General features: G+C 42.9%; 16 protein-coding genes. 7 read left to right on the top strand and 9 right to left on the bottom strand.

All coding sequences use genetic code 11. From position 1 onward, the window contains the following. Window positions 1-15 precede the first annotated feature (15 nt). The gene (gene gyrB / locus NI470_RS12975) at window positions 16-2487 is read left to right on the top strand and encodes a DNA topoisomerase (ATP-hydrolyzing) subunit B (protein ID WP_148335201.1); all 2472 of its coding nucleotides are present in this window, start codon (window positions 16-18) and stop codon (window positions 2485-2487) included. Window positions 2488-3669: 1182 nt separating this feature from the next. Here gyrB and NI470_RS12970 read toward each other — a convergent pair. Together NI470_RS12970 and NI470_RS12965 are read right to left on the bottom strand one after the other, a co-directional pair. Then, window positions 3670-4833, bottom strand: a complete 1164-nt coding sequence (locus NI470_RS12970) for a zinc-dependent alcohol dehydrogenase (RefSeq protein WP_004728975.1) — start codon at window positions 4831-4833, stop codon at window positions 3670-3672. Between the two features lie 342 nt (window positions 4834-5175). Next, complete coding sequence (locus NI470_RS12965) at window positions 5176-7107, bottom strand: ATP-binding cassette domain-containing protein (protein WP_180039049.1); 1932 nt, start codon at window positions 7105-7107, stop codon at window positions 5176-5178. Window positions 7108-7324: 217 nt separating this feature from the next. Here NI470_RS12965 and NI470_RS12960 point away from each other — a divergent pair, with 217 nt between their 5' ends. From NI470_RS12960 to erpA, 4 genes are all read left to right on the top strand, one after another. Further along, the gene (locus tag NI470_RS12960) at window positions 7325-8329 is read left to right on the top strand and encodes a putative solute-binding protein (protein ID WP_213686622.1); all 1005 of its coding nucleotides are present in this window, start codon (window positions 7325-7327) and stop codon (window positions 8327-8329) included. Between the two features lie 254 nt (window positions 8330-8583). Continuing rightward, window positions 8584-9594: a putative solute-binding protein gene (locus NI470_RS12955; protein ID WP_005173526.1), complete on the top strand. Its 1011-nt coding sequence runs from the start codon at window positions 8584-8586 to the stop codon at window positions 9592-9594. A gap of 194 nt (window positions 9595-9788) precedes the next feature. Next, a complete protein-coding gene (locus NI470_RS12950; RefSeq protein ID WP_253148621.1) occupies window positions 9789-10796 on the top strand; it encodes a putative solute-binding protein in 1008 nt (335 codons plus the stop codon). A 121-nt stretch (window positions 10797-10917) separates the two neighbouring features. Next, on the top strand, window positions 10918-11253 hold the full coding sequence (gene erpA, locus NI470_RS12945) for an iron-sulfur cluster insertion protein ErpA (RefSeq protein WP_004281944.1): 336 nt from the start codon (window positions 10918-10920) through the stop codon (window positions 11251-11253). A gap of 56 nt (window positions 11254-11309) precedes the next feature. Here the strand turns inward: erpA and NI470_RS12940 are convergent, their stop codons facing one another. The 6 genes from NI470_RS12940 to NI470_RS12915 form a co-directional block, all read right to left on the bottom strand. After that, window positions 11310-11687 carry a hypothetical protein gene (locus NI470_RS12940; RefSeq protein ID WP_016806936.1) on the bottom strand — a complete coding sequence of 126 codons (378 nt, stop codon included), beginning with the start codon at window positions 11685-11687 and terminating at the stop codon, window positions 11310-11312. A gap of 105 nt (window positions 11688-11792) precedes the next feature. Beyond that, a complete protein-coding gene (locus NI470_RS12935; RefSeq protein ID WP_005094835.1) occupies window positions 11793-12701 on the bottom strand; it encodes a matrixin family metalloprotease in 909 nt (302 codons plus the stop codon). Between the two features lie 70 nt (window positions 12702-12771). Further along, window positions 12772-13602 (bottom strand): OXA-134 family carbapenem-hydrolyzing class D beta-lactamase OXA-283, encoded by an 831-nt coding sequence (locus NI470_RS12930; protein ID WP_004647119.1) that lies wholly within the window; start codon window positions 13600-13602, stop codon window positions 12772-12774. A gap of 146 nt (window positions 13603-13748) precedes the next feature. After that, window positions 13749-15689, bottom strand: coding sequence for a molecular chaperone DnaK (gene dnaK, locus NI470_RS12925; protein WP_004647118.1), 1941 nt, complete (start codon window positions 15687-15689; stop codon window positions 13749-13751). Window positions 15690-15807: 118 nt separating this feature from the next. Next, a complete protein-coding gene (grpE, locus tag NI470_RS12920) occupies window positions 15808-16356 on the bottom strand; it encodes a nucleotide exchange factor GrpE (RefSeq protein WP_004647116.1) in 549 nt (182 codons plus the stop codon). A gap of 1002 nt (window positions 16357-17358) precedes the next feature. Then, window positions 17359-17859, bottom strand: coding sequence for a hypothetical protein (locus NI470_RS12915; protein ID WP_004647115.1), 501 nt, complete (start codon window positions 17857-17859; stop codon window positions 17359-17361). Between the two features lie 217 nt (window positions 17860-18076). Here NI470_RS12915 and NI470_RS12910 point away from each other — a divergent pair, with 217 nt between their 5' ends. Next, on the top strand, window positions 18077-19147 hold the full coding sequence (locus tag NI470_RS12910; protein WP_004647114.1) for an alpha/beta hydrolase: 1071 nt from the start codon (window positions 18077-18079) through the stop codon (window positions 19145-19147). Between the two features lie 71 nt (window positions 19148-19218). Here the strand turns inward: NI470_RS12910 and NI470_RS12905 are convergent, their stop codons facing one another. Beyond that, window positions 19219-19893: an acetoacetate decarboxylase family protein gene (locus NI470_RS12905; protein ID WP_004647113.1), complete on the bottom strand. Its 675-nt coding sequence runs from the start codon at window positions 19891-19893 to the stop codon at window positions 19219-19221. A gap of 103 nt (window positions 19894-19996) precedes the next feature. Between NI470_RS12905 and NI470_RS12900 the strand changes: the two genes are divergently transcribed. Beyond that, window positions 19997-20569: a peptidylprolyl isomerase A gene (locus NI470_RS12900; RefSeq protein ID WP_004647112.1), complete on the top strand. Its 573-nt coding sequence runs from the start codon at window positions 19997-19999 to the stop codon at window positions 20567-20569. Window positions 20570-20827 lie beyond the last annotated feature (258 nt).

Below are 20827 nucleotides of genomic sequence, written 5' to 3'. Positions count from 1 at the left end.
CACTAGGGAGAAACCATGAGTTCAGAAGATCAAGCTGCTTCTCAAACAGAACAAACCATTGAAAAGGCTTATGATTCCTCTAGCATCAAGGTATTACGTGGTTTAGACGCAGTACGTAAGCGTCCGGGCATGTACATTGGTGACACAGACGATGGTACAGGCCTGCACCACATGGTGTTCGAAGTAGTCGACAACTCGATTGACGAAGCCTTGGCGGGCCACTGTGATGAAATTATAGTCACCATCCATGAAGATGAATCGGTTTCAGTTTCTGATAATGGTCGTGGTATTCCGACTGACATTCACCCTGAAGAAGGTGTGTCTGCAGCAGAGGTGATTTTAACCATTCTGCATGCCGGTGGTAAGTTCGACGACAACAGTTATAAAGTGTCTGGCGGTCTGCATGGTGTCGGTGTTTCAGTGGTGAATGCGCTGTCTGAAAAACTCGAATTGACCATTCACCGTGCCGGTAAAATTCATGAACAAGAATACCGTCATGGCGATTCTCAATATCCATTAAAAGTAGTGGGCGATACCGATAGAACCGGTACTCGTGTCCGTTTCTGGCCAAGTGCCGAGACGTTCAGTCAGACCATTTTTAATGTTGATATTTTGGCGCGTCGTTTGCGTGAACTGTCGTTCCTGAACGCGGGTGTACGTATTGTGCTGCGTGACGAACGCATTAATGCTGAGCATGTCTTTGATTATGAAGGTGGTCTGTCTGAGTTCGTTAAATATATTAACGAAGGCAAAACTCACCTGAATGATATTTTTCATTTTACTGCTGCGCAGGCTGACAACGGCATTACGGTAGAAGTTGCATTACAGTGGAATGATTCTTATCAGGAAAATGTACGTTGCTTTACCAACAACATCCCGCAAAAGGATGGTGGTACGCATTTGGCCGGTTTCCGTGCTGCGTTGACCCGTGGTTTAAACAACTACATGGACAGCGAAAATATCCTGAAAAAGGAAAAAGTTGCGGTATCGGGTGATGATGCGCGTGAAGGCCTGACTGCCATCGTGTCAGTCAAAGTACCTGATCCAAAATTCTCTTCACAGACCAAAGAAAAACTGGTGTCGAGTGAAGTGAAAACGGCTGTTGAACAGGCCATGAACAAGGCATTTTCTGAATATTTATTGGAAAATCCACAAGCAGCCAAAGCGATTGCTGGCAAGATCATTGATGCAGCACGTGCGCGTGATGCAGCGCGTAAAGCACGCGAAATGACACGTCGTAAGAGTGCGCTGGATATTGCCGGTCTTCCAGGTAAACTGGCCGATTGTCAGGAAAAAGATCCAGCTTTGTCTGAACTGTACCTGGTCGAGGGTGATTCTGCAGGTGGTTCAGCCAAGCAAGGTCGTAACCGTAAAATGCAGGCGATTTTACCGCTGAAAGGTAAGATCCTGAACGTGGAACGTGCCCGTTTTGACCGCATGATTTCCTCTGCTGAAGTTGGTACGCTGATTACCGCACTCGGCTGTGGTATTGGTCGTGAGGAATATAATCCGGACAAACTGCGTTATCATAAAATCATCATCATGACCGATGCTGACGTCGATGGTTCGCATATTCGTACGCTGCTGTTGACCTTCTTCTTCCGTCAAATGCCAGAACTTGTGGAACGTGGTCATATCTATATTGCCCAGCCACCACTGTACAAGCTGAAAAAAGGCAAGCAGGAACAGTACATCAAGGACAATGATGCACTGGAAACTTACCTAATTTCGAATGCGATTGATGAGCTGGAACTGCATATCAGTGCAGAAGCGCCTGCGATTCGTGGTGAAGCACTGGCGAATGTGATTGCTGATTATCAGACTTCCCAGAAGAGCTTGGCACGTTTGACCCAGCGTTATCCTGCGAGTCTGCTTGATGCACTACTTTCACTGGAAGGTTTTAAGCTGGATCAGCTGGAAGACAAAACCTATGTGGAAACATGGGGTGAGAATCTGCGTGCAGCGATTGAAGCCATTCAGCCAACATTACGTCCAGAATTAACCCTGGAGCGTTTTGAAAAAGAACTGGCAGATGGTCAAAAAACTGCAAGCTGGTTGCCACGTATCACGATCTATGTACATAACTTGCCACATAGCTACCTGTTAGACTCAGTACTGTTAGGTTCAAGTGAATATGCACGTTTATTAAAGAATTCAAAGAGCTGGTTTAGTCTGCTTGAAGATGGTGCATATTTGCAAAAAGGCGATCGCAAGATTCAGGTCAGCAATTTCCATCAGGTTTGGCAACATATCTTGCAGGACTCACGTCGTGGCATGATGATCCAGCGCTATAAAGGTCTGGGCGAGATGAATGCGGAACAGTTGTGGGAAACCACCATGGATCCAGACAACCGTAACATGCTGCAAGTGACAGTTACCGATGCGATTGAAGCGGATCGTATGTTCTCTTGCTTGATGGGCGATGACGTAGAACCACGTCGTGCTTTCATTGAAGAAAATGCCTTGAATGCAGATATTGATGCATAACCCTTCAGGATAAAATCAGATATAAAAAAGCGCCTTTCGAGGCGCTTTTTTTAGACCAATTTTTTTACTCATATCCTGTGAGCTAGGCAAAATAAAGTAATTTTGGACCGATTTTTAGATATGGAACGGGTTCATTTAGGTTTTAAAAAGCCAAGTTGAGTAAGCCAAATCGACTCTAAGAAAGGGTTTATGTATAGAGATTACCAACTCGGGAGAATACCTGAAATCTGGAGTGAATCTATCGTTATAAAAATGATCTGCATCAGAACTTCTAAAATAATTTTTGAATAGGAAAGTGAGGTAGAAAGAAGTTCTTTATACGATGAGAAGTTTGCATGCAGTTAACGACACTAGGTGAAAACTGGATCAGTCAAAGTGGTATTTAAAGATGCGTGTAATAAAAACAGATCGAATACTTTAGGTGGATTCGACTAAAAAATAATAAATCGCCTATTCAGAAGATCCAATATCTCAAAAATAAATAAAAAGCTGCTAAAACTAAATTTTAAATTTTCAATAGCTTATAAGAAACTTGGTCTAATACGCTAAATAATACGTGAATAATATTACTTCAAGCATCTAGAAAGCCTGATCAGAGATGTGGATAACTCTAAAGTTATCCATAATTTTTATGTGAATAAGATAGTATTTTTCCGCAAGCTTTAATCCACGTATTAATTCTTTATTTTAAATTCAAATTTGAAATCGATTATCTTGTGGATAAGTGTTTTTAAATTTAAAATAGCATTTTAAATTTAAAGCTAGATTTGGCGATATATTGCTAGTATGACCAGACTACTCCTTGGATTGGTTTTAAAATAAAAAATTATTATAAATTAAATACTTGTAAATATAGTGTAGTTTCTCTAATCATTACCGTGGAACATATTGTTAACTAAAAACTCAAGATGTAGCTAAACTACATAATTGATTTAATAATCAAGTGAACTTTCATTTTTATTTAAAATCATACTTTTATCGATTTTTGCTTAACTTTTTTATTTCTCATTTTTGAGTTATTTCTTGATTTCATTATTGAAAATCGGGCATTTCTTTTATTACTCGATAGAAAAGAGGGAGGGAATCGCTGAAATGATATTGATTAGGAACAAGAAAAAGAGGATTGATAAAATGACGATGAAAAATAAAAAAGCGCCTGACGGCGCTTTTTTTTAATCATATTTATGGTGTTAGAATGACTTTACGACAGTCTTCTTCCTTTTTATCAAAAATACGGTAACCTTCCGCAGCATCTTCCAGTTTCATGCGATGGGTAATAATCAGATCTGGAGACAGATCTCCATTTTCAATATGTTCTAGCAACTGCGGCAAGTAATTATGCACATGGGTTTGTCCCATTTTAAAGGTCAAACCTTTGTCAAAGGCATCACCAAACAGGAAGCCATGAATTGGACCGGCATAAACTCCAGGTACACTCACCACACCGCCGCGACGGACCGCTGCAATACATTGTCTTAGCGCTGAACCACTCGAACCTTCTAATTTCAGGTTGGTCATTACGGTTTCCAGCATGCTACCTTTGGCTTCAAAACCGACCGCATCAATGACGGCATCGACTCCACGATAACCCGTGGTATTTTGAATGATAAATTCAGCGGCATCGACTTCATCAAAATTGACGGGAATTACCCCATAGGTTTGATGCGCGAAACGCAAACGGTAAGGGTGGTGATCGACCATAAAGATCTGCTCGGCACCGAGCATCCGCGCGCAGGCAGCAGCCAGCAGACCGACCGGGCCAGCACCATAAATCGCCACACTGGAACCTCGACCGACTTGGGCATTATTCACTGCTTGCCACGCAGTTGGCAGAATATCGGTCAGGAATAATACTTTTTCATCAGGCAGGGAACCCGGCACTTTAAATGGTCCGACATTGCCCTTGGGAATCCGCACATATTCGGCCTGACCACCTGGTATACCACCATACAGATGGCTAAAGCCAAATAAAGCTGCGCCGGGTGGAATCTGTTTTTTATTCAGGATCGCACCACGACCGCTATTGGTATTTTCACAGGCAGCCATCAGTTCATGTTCACAGAAAAAACAGTGACCGCATGCAATCACAAAGGGAATAATCACCCGGTCACCTTTTTTGACTTCGGTTACTTCTGGGCCGACTTCTTCTACAATTCCCATAAATTCATGGCCGAAAATATCACCGTCTTCAGTGGCCGGAATTTTCCCCCGGTATAAATGCAGATCTGAGCCACAGATGGCGGTGGCTGTCACCCTTAAAATAACGTCATCTGGTTCCTGAATCACTGGATCTGGAACGGATTCAACTCGTACATCTCGAGCACCATGATAGGTAAGAGCACGCATGCGGATTTCCTCTCTCTAGTTCAACATTAAACAGACTCGTAGCAAGGCTGCCAAAAATTAATTAACACTTGTATTAGAGCCTTAGGATGAAACAGTACGCTGTAAATTAATGTATGAAAAACGCTACACGAATGTTTAAAAAATAAACTTATATGGCACTTGCGTAATTCACTACAAAATGTGTCGAATAGGCAGTAGAGAGGAGAATTAAAAAACGATTTAGGAATAGGTGAAAAAATACAGGGGTAGAAATCGAAGAGAAAGCATTAAAAATAGTGAATAAAAAAAGAGATGAACAACGTGGGTCATTCATCTCTTATCCTGAAACTTACTAAAACAGGTTTAAAACGACTGTTCCAGACTTTCCAGTTCCATCATCAGTTCCAGCATTTGCTCTTCGGCTGTTTCCAGTTTGGCTTTGAGCTCGGTTTGCTCATTCATCAGTTTCAGCAAATCATTTTTACGTGATGCTTCGTATAAAGCACTGTCACCCAGCAAGCTTTCAATTTCAGCCAGTCGTGGCTGCAGTTTGGCCATCTGTGCTTCGCATTTTTCAATATTCTTGCGAATCGGACGACTTAGTTCCCGCTGGCGAGCAGCTTCCTTACGTTGTGCTTCCTTGTCCAGTTTGGAAATGGTGGGTTTGACTTCGACTTGGGATTTCACCGGTTCTGCTGGCTTCTGTCCATTTTTGATCATTTCAATACGGGCTTGGCGTAACCAGTCAGCATAGGCGGTGAGATCGCCGTCAAATTCTCGGCATTGACCATTATGTACCAGTAGCAGTTCGTCACAGACACTGGCGATGAGCTGACGTTCATGCGAAACCAGAACCACCGCGCCTTGGAAATCTTGCAAGGCCATGGTCAGTGCATGACGCATATCGAGGTCTAAATGGTTGGTCGGCTCATCCAGAATCAGTACATTCGGACGCTGCCAAACAATCAGCGCTAGGGCCAAACGTGCACGTTCACCACCCGAAAAACTTTCACTCGGCGTATCCATACGTTCGCCACTAAAACCGAAACTACCCAAGAAAGAACGCAGGCTGGCTTCACTGATTTTTTTATCGGCAATACGTGCCAGCTGTAACATCGGACTGGCATTACCATCCAGTGCATCCATCTGATGCTGGGCAAAATAACCAATATTCAGTAGCTCTGAATCTTTACGCAGGCCCTGAATCAGTTTCAGGTCACCGACCAGCGATTTAATCAGCGTGGATTTACCTGCACCATTCATCCCGAGTAACCCGATCCGGCTGTTGGGCGTGATCTGTAAATTTACATTGGTAACAATCAGCTTGTCGCCATAACCAATATCGGCATGTTCCAGTTGCAATAACGGCGAACTCATTTTGGTCGGTTCGCGGAAACTGAAAGTAAATGGTGTATCGACATGGGCAGCAGATAGTTCCTGCATACGTTCCAGCTGTTTGATCCGGCTCTGTGCCTGTTTGGCTTTGGTCGCTTGTGCTTTAAAACGGTCAATATATTTTTGCAGATGCGCGCGGGTTTCCAGCTGCTTTTCATACGCCTGTTGCTGCTGCGCCAGACGTTCACTACGGGTACGCTCGAAAGTCGAATAGTTACCAGTATATAAAATGAGTTCCTGATTTTCGATATGTAAAATATGGTCGGTAATCGCATCGAGGAAGTCCCGGTCATGCGAAATCAGCACCAAGGTGCCTTCATAGGCTTTCAGCCAGTCTTCTAGCCAGAGAATCGCATCCAAGTCCAGATGGTTGGTTGGTTCATCGAGGAGCAGTAAGTCCGAGCGGCTCATCAGGGTACGCGCCAAGTTTAAACGCATACGCCAGCCACCGGAAAAACTTGAAACATCTAGTTGTGATTGATGTTCAAAGAAGCCCAGACCGGCCATCAGCTGTGAGGCTTTGGCAGGAGCTGAATAACCGGAAATTTCATCAAAACGGCCATATAAATGAGCCAGTTCTGCATCATCCAGTTGATCCGGCTGATCGAGTTTCTGCTGAATATCCCAGTATTCTTCATCGCCCGACAATACGAAATCAATCGCTTTCATATTCAGTGCTTTGATTTCCTGAGCCATATGCGCCACGGTCCATACCGCAGGTCGGGTCAGTGAACCGGTGTCCGATTCCATGCCGCCCAGCAAGGCTGAAAACAGGGTAGATTTTCCAGCACCATTGACACCGGTTAGGCCAATTTTCCATCCTGGGTGTAACTGCATCGACGCTTTTTGAAATAAAACACGTCCACCGCGACGTATAGATAACTGGTCTAACTGAATCATTGAGAAATCAAAGCTAAGAAATAAGATGCGCCTATTCTAAAGGAAAGCCCTGTGAAAATGAAAAATCTTACCGTTTTTGCTGAAATGAGTGTGCTTTTCACCTCTGTCAATTGATCTAGGGTGGACGCATAAGTTGAGTAAAAGCTCTATTTTATGCATGAACAGTGGTTTATAGTTCAGGCTGATGGAGCAAAAAATATCATAGAGTCAAATAAAAATGAAAAAGGGATGTTTAATTTTATCGGCACTGGGCATTTTGGTGTCGACTTCAACTCAAGCCAGAGTGAATGTCTGTGTTTTTGATTTACTGGGGAAATCTGGTGAGTCTTACAAACTGCTGGAGGAATGGGCGCTGGCAGCAAAAGGCTGGGGTGCCGAAATTCAGCTAAGCGCTTATCAGGATGAAGCCAAGGTCGATCAGGACGTCAAAGCCGGAAAATGTGATGCCTTCTATATGACCTCAATGCGTGCCCGGGCTTATAACAAATTTGCTGGATCGATTGATGCAATTGGCGGCGTGCCGAATAATGACATTGCCATGAAAGCCATCAGCTATGTACTGGATAAACGCAATAGCAAACGCCTGATCACCCAGATTGGCAAAGAAAAATTCGAAGTGGCGGGTATTGGTCAGATTGGCCCAGCCTATATTTTTGTTCGTGATCGTACTCTAAATAAACTGGAACAGGTCAAAGGCAAGAAATTTGCCGTGCTGCATTATGACTATGCGCAAAAAATCATGGTCGACCGGATTGAAGCAGTACCGGTCATGTCGGAAATTTCCAATTTTATTCGCAAGTTTAATCAGGGCGAAGTGGATATTGTCGCTGCACCGGCTTATGCATTTAAACCGCTGGAATTACAGAAAGGACTAGGCCGTCAAGGCGCAATGATTAATTTTCCGGTGATTAATGTCACTGCTGATCTGATTATTCGTCAGGAAAAGTTTCCGGCAAGCTTTGCCGCACAATCCCGAAACTGGTTTGTGAAACAGTTACCGCGCAGCTTTGCCATGGTCAAGCGCATGGAAGCTGAGATTCCAAGCAAATATATTCTGAATCTAAGCCGTGAAGATCGTGTGGCCTACCAAAAGATTCTGCGTGATGGGCGGATCGATTTAACCCGGCAGGGAATTTATGATCAGGGCATGATGAACGTATTGAAACGCGCGCGTTGTACAGTTGAACGAACTAATTTTGAATGTTCGATTGGTGGCGAATAAATCTGAAATCATGTATATCTTTGTAACTATATCTGGGTAAATGTAATTATAAGAAAGCAGTTTTAAATATTAAGATATTGATATTTAAATATATATTTAAAAATAACTTAGGCAACTATTGCTGATTTATCTTTATAGGCCAAAATGCCGGTTTTAAATGGAGTAAATGCTCTATTTTTTTTAATTAAACTTGCTTAATATTTGTCCCGTGTACGGACACTCAGCGAATAACAAGATTTCAAAGGATAACTACAATGAAAAAAACACTCTTATCATTGGCTGCATTCTCTGCATTTGGTTTTGCAAGTGCGGCGCATGCAGAAAAAGTCGATATCTGTGTGTTTGACTTACTGGGTAAATCCGGTGAGTCTTTCCAGATGGCGCAAGAATGGGCACTGGCTGCAAAAGGCTGGGGCGCAGAAATCAATCTGATTGCCCGTCAGGATGAAGCGGTTGCCGACAATGACTTCAAGGCCGGTAAATGTGATGGTGTGTTTATGACCGCCATGCGTGCCCGTCAATACAATAAATTTGCCGGTTCTATTGATGCACTGGGCGGTGCACCAAGTAATGCCATTGCCCAGCGTGCGATCAGTTTTGCTCTGGACAAACGTAATGCAGCGAAAATGGTCAGTAATATGGGCGGCAAAAAATACGAAATTGCCGGTATTTCCCCGCTGGGTTCGGCATTTATTTTTGTTCGTGACAAGAATATCAATTCGATTGAAAAAGCCGCAGGGAAGAAATTCGCCGTACTCGGCTATGACGATGCCCAGAAAATCATGGTACAGCGCGTCGGTGCGCAGGCAGTGATCTCCGATGTTTCTAACTTTGTCGCCAAATTTAACAATGGTCAGGTGGATATGGTCGGTGCACCTGCTTATGCCTACAAGCCATTAGAAATCTATAAAGGTCTGGGTAATAACGGCGCAATGTTTAATTTCCCGGTACTGCATGTCACCTCTGATTTTGTGATTCGTCCGGAAAAATTCCCCGCAGGTTTTGGACAAAAATCGCGTGACTGGTTTATCAAAAACCTGCCAAAGAGCATGGGGATGATCAGCCGTCTGGAAGCGGGTATTCCGTCGAAATATAAAATGAATCTGAGCGCTGAAGATAAAACCAAGTATCAGAAAATGTTACGTGATGGCCGGATGGAGATGACCAAACGCGGAATCTATGATGCCAGCATGATGTCGGTCTTAAAACGTGCACGCTGTTCTGTCGATAAAGCCAACTTTGAATGTTCACTTTCTGGTGAATAATTTGATTTTTAAAGAAAAAAGCTTAGATTGATCTAAGCTTTTTTTATGGCCGAACCAGGTCAGATCTGCCATTGTGCAGCGAATAAAATAGCTTAAGCTTGATCTAAATATTAAATTCGCATGTTTTATATAAAAAATAATCACATGTAATTAAAACTGCAATAACAAAAACAAGCAATAAGGAAATGAGGATGATGCATAGAGGATGGAAAGCACTGGCATTGGCTACGGCGACACTGGCTGTTTCAGGTCTGGCCCAAGCCAAACAGGTGATTTGCGTATTTGATCTGGTCGGTAAAAACGGTGATGTCTATAGTGTGATGAAAGACTATCAGTTGGCGGCCAAAAACTGGGGTGCAGATGTCGAACTGCGGGTCAATACCAATGAAGCAGTGGTCGCAGAAGATTTTAAAGCCGGGAAGTGTGACGGCATTAGTGTGACTGGAATGCGTGGCCGTCAATTTAACAAGTTTACCGGTTCTCTGGATGCAATCGGGGCTATTACCGATCTGAATCTGGCGGTTAAAGTCATGCAGGGCTTGGCCAGTCCCACCTTCGCCAAACAAATGTTGCAAGGTAAATATGAAATTGTTGGAGTGATTCCGGTAGGTGATGCTTTTCTGTTAGTGAATGACCGCAGTATCAATACCGTTGCCAAAGCAGCAGGCAAGAAAATTGCGGTACTAAGCCATGACGAAGCACAAAAAATCATGGTACAGCAGGTCGGTGCACAAGCAGTGAGTGCCGAAATTAGCAATTTTGCCAGTATGTTTAACAATGGTCAGGTGGATATTATCGGTGCACCAGCTGCGGCATTTAAGCCTTTAGAATTACATAAGGGGTTAGGTAGTAAAGGTGCTATTGTGAATTATCCGGTATTGCAGGTTACCGGTAATATTATTATCCGTCCCGATAAATTCCCGGCCGGATATGGACAAAAATCACGTGAATGGGTCAAGAGCCAGTTACCGCGTGCCTTTGGTATTTTGGGGAAAATGAAATCAGATATTCCATCAAAATACTGGATGGATATTCCTGCGGCAGATAAACCGGGTTATCAAAAAATGATGCGGGATTCCCGAATTGACCTGACTAAACGCGGCGTTTATGACAAACGTATGATGAAATTGCTGTGGCAATTTCGTTGTAAACAGAATCCGACAAACTTTGAATGTGCCTTACAGGATGAGAACTACAAATAATCCTGATAAAATTACTCTGATTTGACTTTTAATCTGTAGAGACTGACCATATATTGAGTGTGCTATACTTAAATATGGTCTTTTCTTTTTAAAGACATTCCATTCAACAGAGGAATCCGCCATGAATGCCCAAGCGCTTGTGCTCACCGACAATGCCGCAAATAAAGTACGCCAGTTGCGTGACAGTGAAGGTAACCAAGACTTAATGCTCCGTGTCTATGTGACCGGTGGCGGCTGTTCAGGTTTCTCTTATGGCTTTAACTTTGCGGAAAGCCAGAATGAAGATGATGCAGAATTTGCCAATGGTGATGTTAAAGTCTTAGTCGATTCATTGAGTTATCAATATCTGGTCGGTTCAGTTGTAGATTATTTAGAAGGTCTGGAAGGTTCACGTTTCGTGGTACAAAACCCGAATGCGACCACGACCTGTGGTTGTGGATCTTCATTCTCGATCTAAATCCATGCACAAAAAAAGTCCTCTCAATGAGGACTTTTTTATATCTGGAGGAAAGTTTAGCTATCCAGTTTTACCGCTTCAAGCAGATCAAAGATTACAGTAGTAACATCCTGACTCAACTCGCGGTTATTGAAAATTTCATAGGCGCTAATGGTAATGTCGGTATCGCTTGGCAACAGACGCTGTTCTTCTTCGATCAGGTCATTGATCGGCAATAAAGTCTGTTTGATTTCCAGATGCAGAATATCTTTATATTCCAGATTTTCATCGTCGAGTTCAATCAGTTGTTCATTGAAATAAGGCAGCAAAATCGAATGAAGATAGGGTTGGATGTCCTCGATATCAAAGATTTCGATATCACGGGTTTCATCAATCGTACTAATGTGGTCATTTACTTCAATTAAAATATGGTAGTAACTCACACGAATCTCCAAAGATGGCCTGAACAATGTAGCCAATCACAATAACATGAAATCAGAATAGAGTGTTTTTTATAATACTTATACACTTAAATTAATTAGGGAATTCAAGCTGATCACTTAACGGTTATAAAGCAAGGTCTTGTCTGCAGGTCGCAGCTGGAAGTGTTGCAGATTCTGTTTACCCAGCACCGGATACATCAGTGCTTCCGGGTCATTATGGTGATACAGCCCCAAGGCATGTCCGAGTTCATGTGCCAGAGTCAGACGGAGATCATCTTCTGCATCAAACTGATAGACATGAATTTGATCACCCATAAACACGCCTTTATGAAATTCGCGGGCAGGGAAACGCTGTTGGGCTTGAATGATATTCTGCTGATGGTTTTGCAGACCATGTTGATGCATGGAAACATTCATATTAAAGGAACTTTGCTGTTCCTGAAGGTACTGAAGTTCCCGTTGAAAACTTTCCGATTTGCGCTGTAAAGCCAAAACCTCATATTCAATCTGCTCATGTTCATAAGCAGATAAATTTGGCTGACGGCGTCGTTGCTGTAAGGCCTGAAATTCACTATTCATCTGATCTCTTTGCTGGATCAGGCGTTGCTGCTGACTTTCCAGATGCTGATGGGATGCTTCCAGATTTTTGACCTGACGTTGATACTTGGCGTCATCTGCCAGCAACTGTTTTTCGACTTTCTTCAAGGCATCATAGTCTTGCTGGCGTTGATCATAGATCAGGTGAATACTCAGCCTGGCATTTTCATCATAGACCATCAAATCATCACGATTGCTTCCCTGATGCCAGATTTCGATCGCTTCCTTGCTCAGTTGAATGACTTGATCTTTACTTAGTCCAAAGCCTGAATCGACCTGATCAATTCGGAAACGTAAGCGTGTATCGAAAGGATGCGTCAAGCGATCAGCCAGCGAGTTATAGCGCAGTTGAGGATGGGTTTGGGCCTGCATATGTAGATAGGCAGACATGATCAATCCCACTACGAGCAGACAGAGCAGAAGACGCATATTTTTTATTTAAATGTCTATTTTTTAAAAATATAGCTTAATTTTAATGCCTTTCCCATGCTTATTTGCATCATCCTTCAGCTTTTGGATAAAGCCCTAATTCGGCCAAAGCCTGCTGCAAAATTTCAAGGCGGATCGCCGGATCCATACCATTTCGCATCTGCATATTCAGTGAAAATGCCACGATCTCGGCTTGCGGTGTTTCAACCCAGCCGGTGAGCCAGCCGACTTGCGGTTCCACATCCATGCCCCAACCGGATTTGACATATAGTCGATAAGCTTTCCGCTCCTGTAAAAATAACATGGCTTTGACTTGTTGCTGGACTTGAGGATCAAAGGCCAGTTGCTCTCGGGCCAACGCAGAAACAAATTGGACTTCCTGTTTTGGAGTAACTTTCAAAGGGCCTACCAACCAGAAGTTATCGACCTGTTGACCAATCTGCTGATTACCAAATTGGATGCGTTGTACTTCCTGTTGCATCAATTCAAGGCCAATGCGACGTGCCAGTTCCTGATACACGGGTACAGCAGAAGCTTGCATGGCTTCGCCGAGAGTCATGTCTTTTTCCCAGGCTGCAAAACTGCGTTTCTTGCCATCCCATTTAAAAATTTCATTGGTTGTGGCTTTGCCATGTTGCAGGCCAATCAGGGCATTGAGCATTTTAAAAGTAGAGGCGGGAACATATTCGGTATCTGCACGGCTTAAATCATTACCATAAACCTGTATCTGTTGACCACGCTGAATCACTAGAACACCCGCGCTTTGCGCCTGATCAAATAATTGGGCAATGGCTTGAGTCGATTGAGTCGAAGTGCTTTGAGATAGGAGAGATGAAACGGGCAGGCTACACGCTGTCAGGCCCAAGCAACTAAGTAAAGGCAGCAAAATTAGAATTTTCATGGGTTCAGGGTATTTTAATGTTGGATTTAACTTAAACAGCTTTTCCTGAAAATACGATCAAATTTTAGTAATTTTTATTTTATTCTTTTAAGTCGAGACATAAAAAAACCGCGCTTTCGCGCGGTTTTTTCAGTTAAAGCGACAAATTATTTTTTGTCATCTTTCACTTCAGTGAACTCAGCATCTACAACGCCGTCGTCCGCTTTTTGAGATTGACCTTCGCCGCCTTGGAATGCATTCGGGTCAAAACCTTGCGCACCACCTTGGCCTTGAGCAGCTTCATATGCACGTTGTGTAATTGGCATGATGATATTTTGCAGCGCTTCAGTTTTCGCTTTGATTTCTTCAACGTCATTTTCTTTAGTTGCAGCTTCAAGCTCAGAAACCGCCGTTTCAACAGCAGTTTTTTCGTCAGCTGTTACTTGTTCACCAAGATCTTTCACTGCTTTTTGTGAAGAAGCAACTAAAGCATCCGCTTCGTTGCGTGCTTTTGCAAGCTCTTCAAATTTACGGTCTTCTTCAGCATTCGCTTCAGCATCTTTGATCATTGCTTCGATTTCAGCATCAGACAAACCTGAGTTTGCTTTAATCTGGATCGATTGCTCTTTACCAGTGCTCTTGTCTTTCGCAGATACTTTCAAGATACCATCAGCATTGATGTCGAAAGATACTTCAATTTGTGGCACACCACGTGGCGCAGGTGGGATGTCGCCTAACTGGAAGTTACCCAACAATTTGTTTTGCTGCGCCATTTTACGTTCACCTTGGTAAACTGAAATGTCTACAGCAGGCTGGTTGTCCGCAGCGGTTGAGAACACTTGAGATTTCTTCGCAGGAATCGTGGTGTTTTTCTCGATGATTGCAGTCAACACGCCGCCCATGGTTTCAATACCAAGTGTCAACGGAGTTACGTCAAGTAGAAGTACGTCAGTTTTGTCACCTGAAAGTACCGCACCTTGAATCGCAGCACCCATTGCGACTGCTTCATCAGGGTTTACGTCTTTACGTGGCTCTTTACCGAAGAACTCTTGAACCTTTTGTTGAACCATTGGCATACGAGACTGACCACCTACCAGGATCACGTCAGAGATGTCAGAAGTAGAAAGACCTGCATCTTTAAGCGCAATACGGCAAGGTTCAATGGTACGCGCAACCAGGTCAGCAACCAGACCTTCAAGTTTTGCACGTGTTACGTTGATCACTAAGTGTTTAGGACCAGTCGCATCAGCAGTGATGTATGGAAGGTTGATTTCAGTTGCATTTGAAGAAGAAAGCTCGATTTTCGCTTTCTCCGCAGCTTCTTTTAAACGCTGTAACGCCAGTGGATCTTGTTTCAGGTTAAAGTTTTGTTCTTTCTTGAACTCTTCAACCAGGAACTCGATTAACGCGTTATCGAAGTCTTCACCACCTAGGAACGTATCACCGTTAGTCGACAATACTTCGATTTGCTGGTCACCATCAAGGTCAGCAATTTCAATGATTGAAACGTCGAAAGTACCACCACCCAAGTCGTAAACCGCGATTTTACGGTCGCCTTCTTTCTTGTCCATACCGAACGCAAGTGCCGCAGCAGTTGGCTCGTTGATGATACGTTTAACTTCTAAACCTGCAATTTTACCTGCATCTTTAGTTGCTTGACGTTGTGCATCGTTGAAGTAAGCAGGAACAGTAATAACAGCTTCAGTTACGGTTTCGCCCAGGTAATCTTCAGCAGTTTTCTTCATCTTTTTCAAGATTTCAGCAGAAACCTGTTGTGGCGCCAATTTTTTGTCGTTGACATCAACCCAAGCATCACCGTTGTCTGCTTTGATGATTTTGTAAGGAACTAAACCGATATCTTTTTGTACCGCTTGGTCTTCATAACGACGACCGATCAAACGTTTGATCGCGAACAATGTGTTTTTCGGATTTGTTACTGCTTGACGCTTTGCAGATTGACCTACCAGAATTTCGCCATCTTTATAGGCAATAATAGATGGAGTGGTACGTGCGCCTTCAGCGTTTTCGATTACTTTAACTTTGTCGCCTTCAAGTACTGCAACACATGAGTTTGTAGTACCTAAGTCAATACCAATGATTTTAGCCATTTGGATGTTTCCTCTAAAATTTTTTTGTGATTTACACTTGTTATCCGATATGAGAGCCGTTCGATTTTTTTCAAGTAAATTTTTTGAAAAATTTCACAAACTCCCGAAATTATTTGGCTTAAGCGCCGACCATCACCATAGCAGGACGCAATAAGCGACTGTTGAGCGTGTAGCCCTTTTGCAAAACAGTCCCAATTTCATTGGCTTTGGCATTTGGATCAATCCCGACTGCCTGGTGCAGGTCAGCATTGAAACCGTTGTTGGTGTCTACTGCCACAACCCCGAATTTCTCCAAGGTATGCAATAACGATTTAAGGGTCAGTTCAACGCCTTCACGCAATGGTGTTTGCTCTTCACCTGCAGCCACAATGGCACGCTCCAGATTGTCGACTGTTTCTAGAAGCTCTTTAGAGAACTTTTCCAGAACCGTATCTTTATGCTTTTCAGATTCACGCTGAATACGTTCAACACTTTTTTGTGCTTCATAGACTGCATTGGCGGTACGGGCTTTTTCTAACTTTAAATCACCTTCAAGCTGCGCAATCTGCTCTTGTAAAGACTCAACGGAAACTTCAGCCTGCTCGGTTTCAGCTTGAGTTTGCGCTGTATCTTGTTCCGCTTGCTCTTGCTCAAGTTGTTGAGCTTGCTCGTTTTGCTCAGTCGCCATTGATTTACTCCGTTTAAATGGGTTCTTAAACATGTACAGTCCTTAGGCCTCAGTGTTCACTGCGTTTATGCTGAACTGCCATGGTTGTGAAGTTCTTGATTACCTAAAGAAATCGGGGCAGGGTGTAAAAATTCAAGCGTCGACCCAGATTAAATTTAAGATTTATACAAAATACTGAATCCAGCGGATAGCAGAACAAGCTATTCAGAACACAACAGCAGGATAGGATGAGAATAAAATACACGGACATCAGCAGCGATGAATCCGAATTTTGAACTGAATAGATTCAATTCGCGACTAAATCTAAGAATTAAGTATTTGAATATAAACATAAAAAATGAATAATCGTATTTTTGAATCAAATTAATAATTTTAATCCGTTTTAAGTATTGGTAAAAAAATTGCATCATACTTCTATTAACAGCGACCTTGTTCAGAGGAGAGAGCCGAACCGGGTTGCTGTTGCCCTATTTTAGAATTGCTTTTTTCAAGCTGAGTATCCCCAAAACTCAGCTTTTTTTTGCCTGTTTATTTATTAGACATAAAAACGATTAATATCTAAGCAATAAAGTCTTTCACAATAGATGAACTTTTGATTAATATTTATTCCAGATTCTATCGCTGTAGTTTCTTCTTATTTTGAAATGTGTTTTCGTGGCTTATCCTGTTCTCTAGATAAGCCTTTTTTTGTCCAGAATTTACCTTTTTTGAATTTGTTGGAATCAGTCGTCTCTATTTTAGCGGTTTGTAAGATAAAACTTACAGCTTGGATAGTGAATGTCCGCTTCATGAGAGCAAGTTGATTCGATAGGATAATTTGTGTAGAGAACAGGATGTTCTGGTTGAATTGCTGAGAAGCATAAGCGAAGTGGAAGTTCGTTTAACATAACCCTCTGCAAAGGCCCTAAAGAAATTTTCTTTAGGGTCTTTGTCTATCTGGCAGCTACCTTTTTCATTAAAAAAGCCCAGTCTGGGCTTTTAATAGAGAGGGTGATTCAAGTCTTAGTCACGACGATCCCGTGAACGTTGTTCCTGATGGCGTCGGTTGTCATTCCAGCGTTGATTAGAACGATTTTGCTGGACTTTTTTACTGCGCTGATCTGTTGCACGTTTACGCTCCAGATCCTGACGACGCTTGCGTTCTGCTTCTGCCTGTTTTTGCCGTTGCGTCATGATATTTTTACGTTGCTGTTCATGGCGCTGCCGTTCCAGTTGGCTTTTACGTCGATCAAGCTCTAACTTTCTTTTACGATCCTGCTCCCAATTGCGACGTTGTAATTCCTGTTTACGTCGATCGAGTTCAATACGTTTGTGTTGCTGTTCATATTCCCAGCGTTGCCGCTCATAGCGACGATCTTGTTCATAATGCCGGTCCAGTTCATAGCGACGGTCATAACGCTGATCATAGCGGCCGTCATAATAGCCACCATCTTCAGGAAATGCGACGCAGCCTACAGCTAAAAATGCAGTCGCCAAAGACAGAGCTATAATTTTTCTAGCCATAGGCATCCTCCCGATTTGTAATAAAAAATATACTTAAGCTCGCAAAAGTACGTCAAAAATAACCTTTAAACGGTCAATGATATCTTTTATAAATGAGGGTAACGTATCGAGTAGAAGCTATATGTACATTGATATTAAGACTTATATAAGAATATGGTCACTGAAACACTAATCGTGTAGAAACTATGAAGAATTAAGAGAATAAGGACTAAAAATAATGACTGTGAATCCTCCGGTTCTGAAAAGTGTGATGGAAAAGGGACAAGGGACGGCAGCGCGTATGCTGGACCGCTTACCTGGCATTGCACAGGAAGCATTGGTCAAGGCTCTGGATTATCCTCATGTTTATCCTGATTTAGATCCATTGGTTAAATGCCTGATGGCCATCCAGATAAAACAGGGGCATAGCAGTTTTATTAGTGAGGATCTGGCTCATTCGCGCACATTGTTTGATGCACGTATGAAAGCCATCCGGGCTAGACCGACCGCGGTCAAATTTGTTGAAGAGCTCCGCCTTCCTCTACAGAGTGGCAGCATCTTTGCCCGGCATTATCATCCAGCTCCACAAAAGAAGTTGCCGATGGTGATTTTTTATCATGGCGGTGCATTTATGGTGGGCGGTCTGGACAGCCATGATGAATTCTGTCGCTTGCTGGCAGTACATGCCAAAGTACAGGTGCTAAGCGTAGCTTATCCGCTGACGCCAGAATTTAGCCCCTTGCAGATGGTACAAGTCTGTGAAGATGCCTTGGCGTGGGCACATCAGCATAGCAAGCAGCTAAAAGTCTATAAAAACCGGATTGCCGTGGCAGGGGACAGTGCGGGTGGAAATCTGGCTACTGTCGTGGCACAGCGCAGTGCAGGCAAATCTTATGCTGCACGAGCGCAGCTTTTGCTTTATCCGGCGGTCGACTTTAAAAGCCGCCATCCTTCTTTCTATGCCTATAAAGATGGACTGGTACTTTCAGAGCAGGATATTGATCTGGTGACCTTAATGTATGCCCAAACCCATCAGATTGAACTGGATGATCCGCTGATTTCACCGACCTATGGTGAATTGCAAAACTTGCCGCCAAGTTATGTGATTACAGCACGTCATGATGTCCTGCATGATGAGGGTTCAATCTATGCACACAAGTTGCGTCAGAATGGTGTAGCTGTTCATTATGATGAATATACCGATCAGGCCCATGGTTTTATCAACCTGACCCCGATCTCCCGCCGTGCCAAAAAATATGTGATTGAGATCAGCAAGAACTTCCGCAAATTCTGGGACAAAAATAGTTAAATCGAAAGCATAAATGCAAAAAGGTGTTTCTCATGAAACACCTTTTTTTATAGATAGGTTTTTATCAGTTCTTATACTTTGCTGCTGATCTGCGCTTCAGGAAAGATCAGATTGAATTTGGGGACATAAAAGCTTTGCAGCAATTTGGCTTTGGAAAAGTCTGGAAATATATTCTCGGCATCTTGCCATTCTACTTGCGAGAGTTTGGAGAGGTGACCGCGAAACTGTGGACTAAACTGAAAACGCTGGCCTTTCCAGGCTTGCTGGATTTTCAACATAGACGCTGGAATATGATGACTATTAATATAGAACTGGCGTGCAGATTTGGTTTTCTTCAGCCGAATCGTCATATGCTGGTTCTGGTGTTGAATCTGACACAGTACTTCCTGATCCTTTTCCTGCCATTCAAATTGCGCATGTTCTTTGGGAATGCCCCATAAATGCTGACCGTGTACCACAGACTCATGGGTAGACACATAAATTTTAGGAATCGAGCTGAGGCGCCGTTTACTAATTAAAGGATGATCCAGAATCAGTAACTCTTCATAAGGGCCAATCGGCGAAGTGTGATAACGCACCAATAAGACTTGGACCATACGACCCAGCGGAGAAGGCGCAATACGGAACTGTTTCGCTTGCTCAATAAAGCTTGGGGTCAGCCAATAATTCAGAATAAAACCCTCACCCTGCAAATGCCAAGGTGGAAACTGGTGGATATTTTGCTCCTGTAATAATGCATGCTTCATTCTTATTCTCTTGTCTTTAGTCGGCAGGTCACTGCATTATGAGTTATAAAAGATTAATATATAGTCATTCACAACCATTACTTCTAAGTAGATGAGTTAATAAATGTTAAAGAAATCATTATGTGTCATCGCACTTGCTGCGGTCAGTCTACCAAGCTTCGCTGCAAATACGATTATTGAGATGAAGACTTCATCTGGAAATATTGAAATTGAACTCTTCAATGACAAAGCTCCAATCTCGGCAAAGAACTTCGAAAGCTATGTAAAGAGCAACTTCTATAAGGACACGATTTTTCACCGCGTCATTCCAGGCTTTATGGTGCAGGGTGGTGGCTTTGATGTGAACATGCAAGAAAAAGCCAATACTCAAGCACCCATTAAAAATGAATCATCGAATGGTCTGCAAAATAAACGCGGTACTTTAGCCATGGCGCGTACCAATCAGCCGGATTCTGCCCGAGCACAATTCTTTGTGAACCTGGTCGATAATGATTTCCTGGATCGTTCTGCTAGAAATGCCGGCTATGCGGTATTTGGTAAGGTCACTAAAGGTATGGATATCGTCGATCAGATTGCTAAAGTACCGACCCGAAACTATGGAATGCATCAAAATGTGCCGGTGAACCCTGTAAAAATCACCAGTGTGACGATTAAAGCACCAGTCGTGAAAAACTAGGCATAGAATAAAGCAGAAATATTTAATTTATATTTCTGTTTTAAAAATATGTACTTATGTAATGAATTGTATGGAATTGAACCAATTTGGTGCATAAAAATAAAACACTCGTGATTCCTGTGCGTTAAAAGCGCTTGCACGTGTAAGAAATTGCCCTATAATGAGCACATACCGACGAGATAGACGGAAACGAACGAAGCAGAATGGCGGAGTTGTTGAGTTTATCGAAGTCCAGCTTCTGGCACTGACGAGGTGTTG

The organism is Acinetobacter lwoffii (assembly GCF_024129115.1).
Lineage (GTDB): Bacteria > Pseudomonadota > Gammaproteobacteria > Pseudomonadales > Moraxellaceae > Acinetobacter > Acinetobacter lwoffii_T.
Note: the sequence above shows the minus strand (reverse complement) of the source record. Positions and strands in the feature narration are given on the sequence as shown.

Coding starts and splice junctions, on each gene's coding strand:
- gyrB (WP_148335201.1), top strand. CDS start 16: ATGAGTTCAGAAGATCAAGCTGCTTCTCAAACAGAACAAACCATTGAA.
- NI470_RS12970 (WP_004728975.1), bottom strand. CDS start 4,833: ATGCGTGCTCTTACCTATCATGGTGCTCGAGATGTACGAGTTGAATCC.
- NI470_RS12965 (WP_180039049.1), bottom strand. CDS start 7,107: ATGATTCAGTTAGACCAGTTATCTATACGTCGCGGTGGACGTGTTTTA.
- NI470_RS12960 (WP_213686622.1), top strand. CDS start 7,325: ATGAAAAAGGGATGTTTAATTTTATCGGCACTGGGCATTTTGGTGTCG.
- NI470_RS12955 (WP_005173526.1), top strand. CDS start 8,584: ATGAAAAAAACACTCTTATCATTGGCTGCATTCTCTGCATTTGGTTTT.
- NI470_RS12950 (WP_253148621.1), top strand. CDS start 9,789: ATGCATAGAGGATGGAAAGCACTGGCATTGGCTACGGCGACACTGGCT.
- erpA (WP_004281944.1), top strand. CDS start 10,918: ATGAATGCCCAAGCGCTTGTGCTCACCGACAATGCCGCAAATAAAGTA.
- NI470_RS12935 (WP_005094835.1), bottom strand. CDS start 12,701: ATGCGTCTTCTGCTCTGTCTGCTCGTAGTGGGATTGATCATGTCTGCC.
- NI470_RS12930 (WP_004647119.1), bottom strand. CDS start 13,602: ATGAAAATTCTAATTTTGCTGCCTTTACTTAGTTGCTTGGGCCTGACA.
- dnaK (WP_004647118.1), bottom strand. CDS start 15,689: ATGGCTAAAATCATTGGTATTGACTTAGGTACTACAAACTCATGTGTT.
- grpE (WP_004647116.1), bottom strand. CDS start 16,356: ATGGCGACTGAGCAAAACGAGCAAGCTCAACAACTTGAGCAAGAGCAA.
- NI470_RS12915 (WP_004647115.1), bottom strand. CDS start 17,859: ATGGCTAGAAAAATTATAGCTCTGTCTTTGGCGACTGCATTTTTAGCT.
- NI470_RS12910 (WP_004647114.1), top strand. CDS start 18,077: ATGACTGTGAATCCTCCGGTTCTGAAAAGTGTGATGGAAAAGGGACAA.
- NI470_RS12905 (WP_004647113.1), bottom strand. CDS start 19,893: ATGAAGCATGCATTATTACAGGAGCAAAATATCCACCAGTTTCCACCT.
- NI470_RS12900 (WP_004647112.1), top strand. CDS start 19,997: ATGTTAAAGAAATCATTATGTGTCATCGCACTTGCTGCGGTCAGTCTA.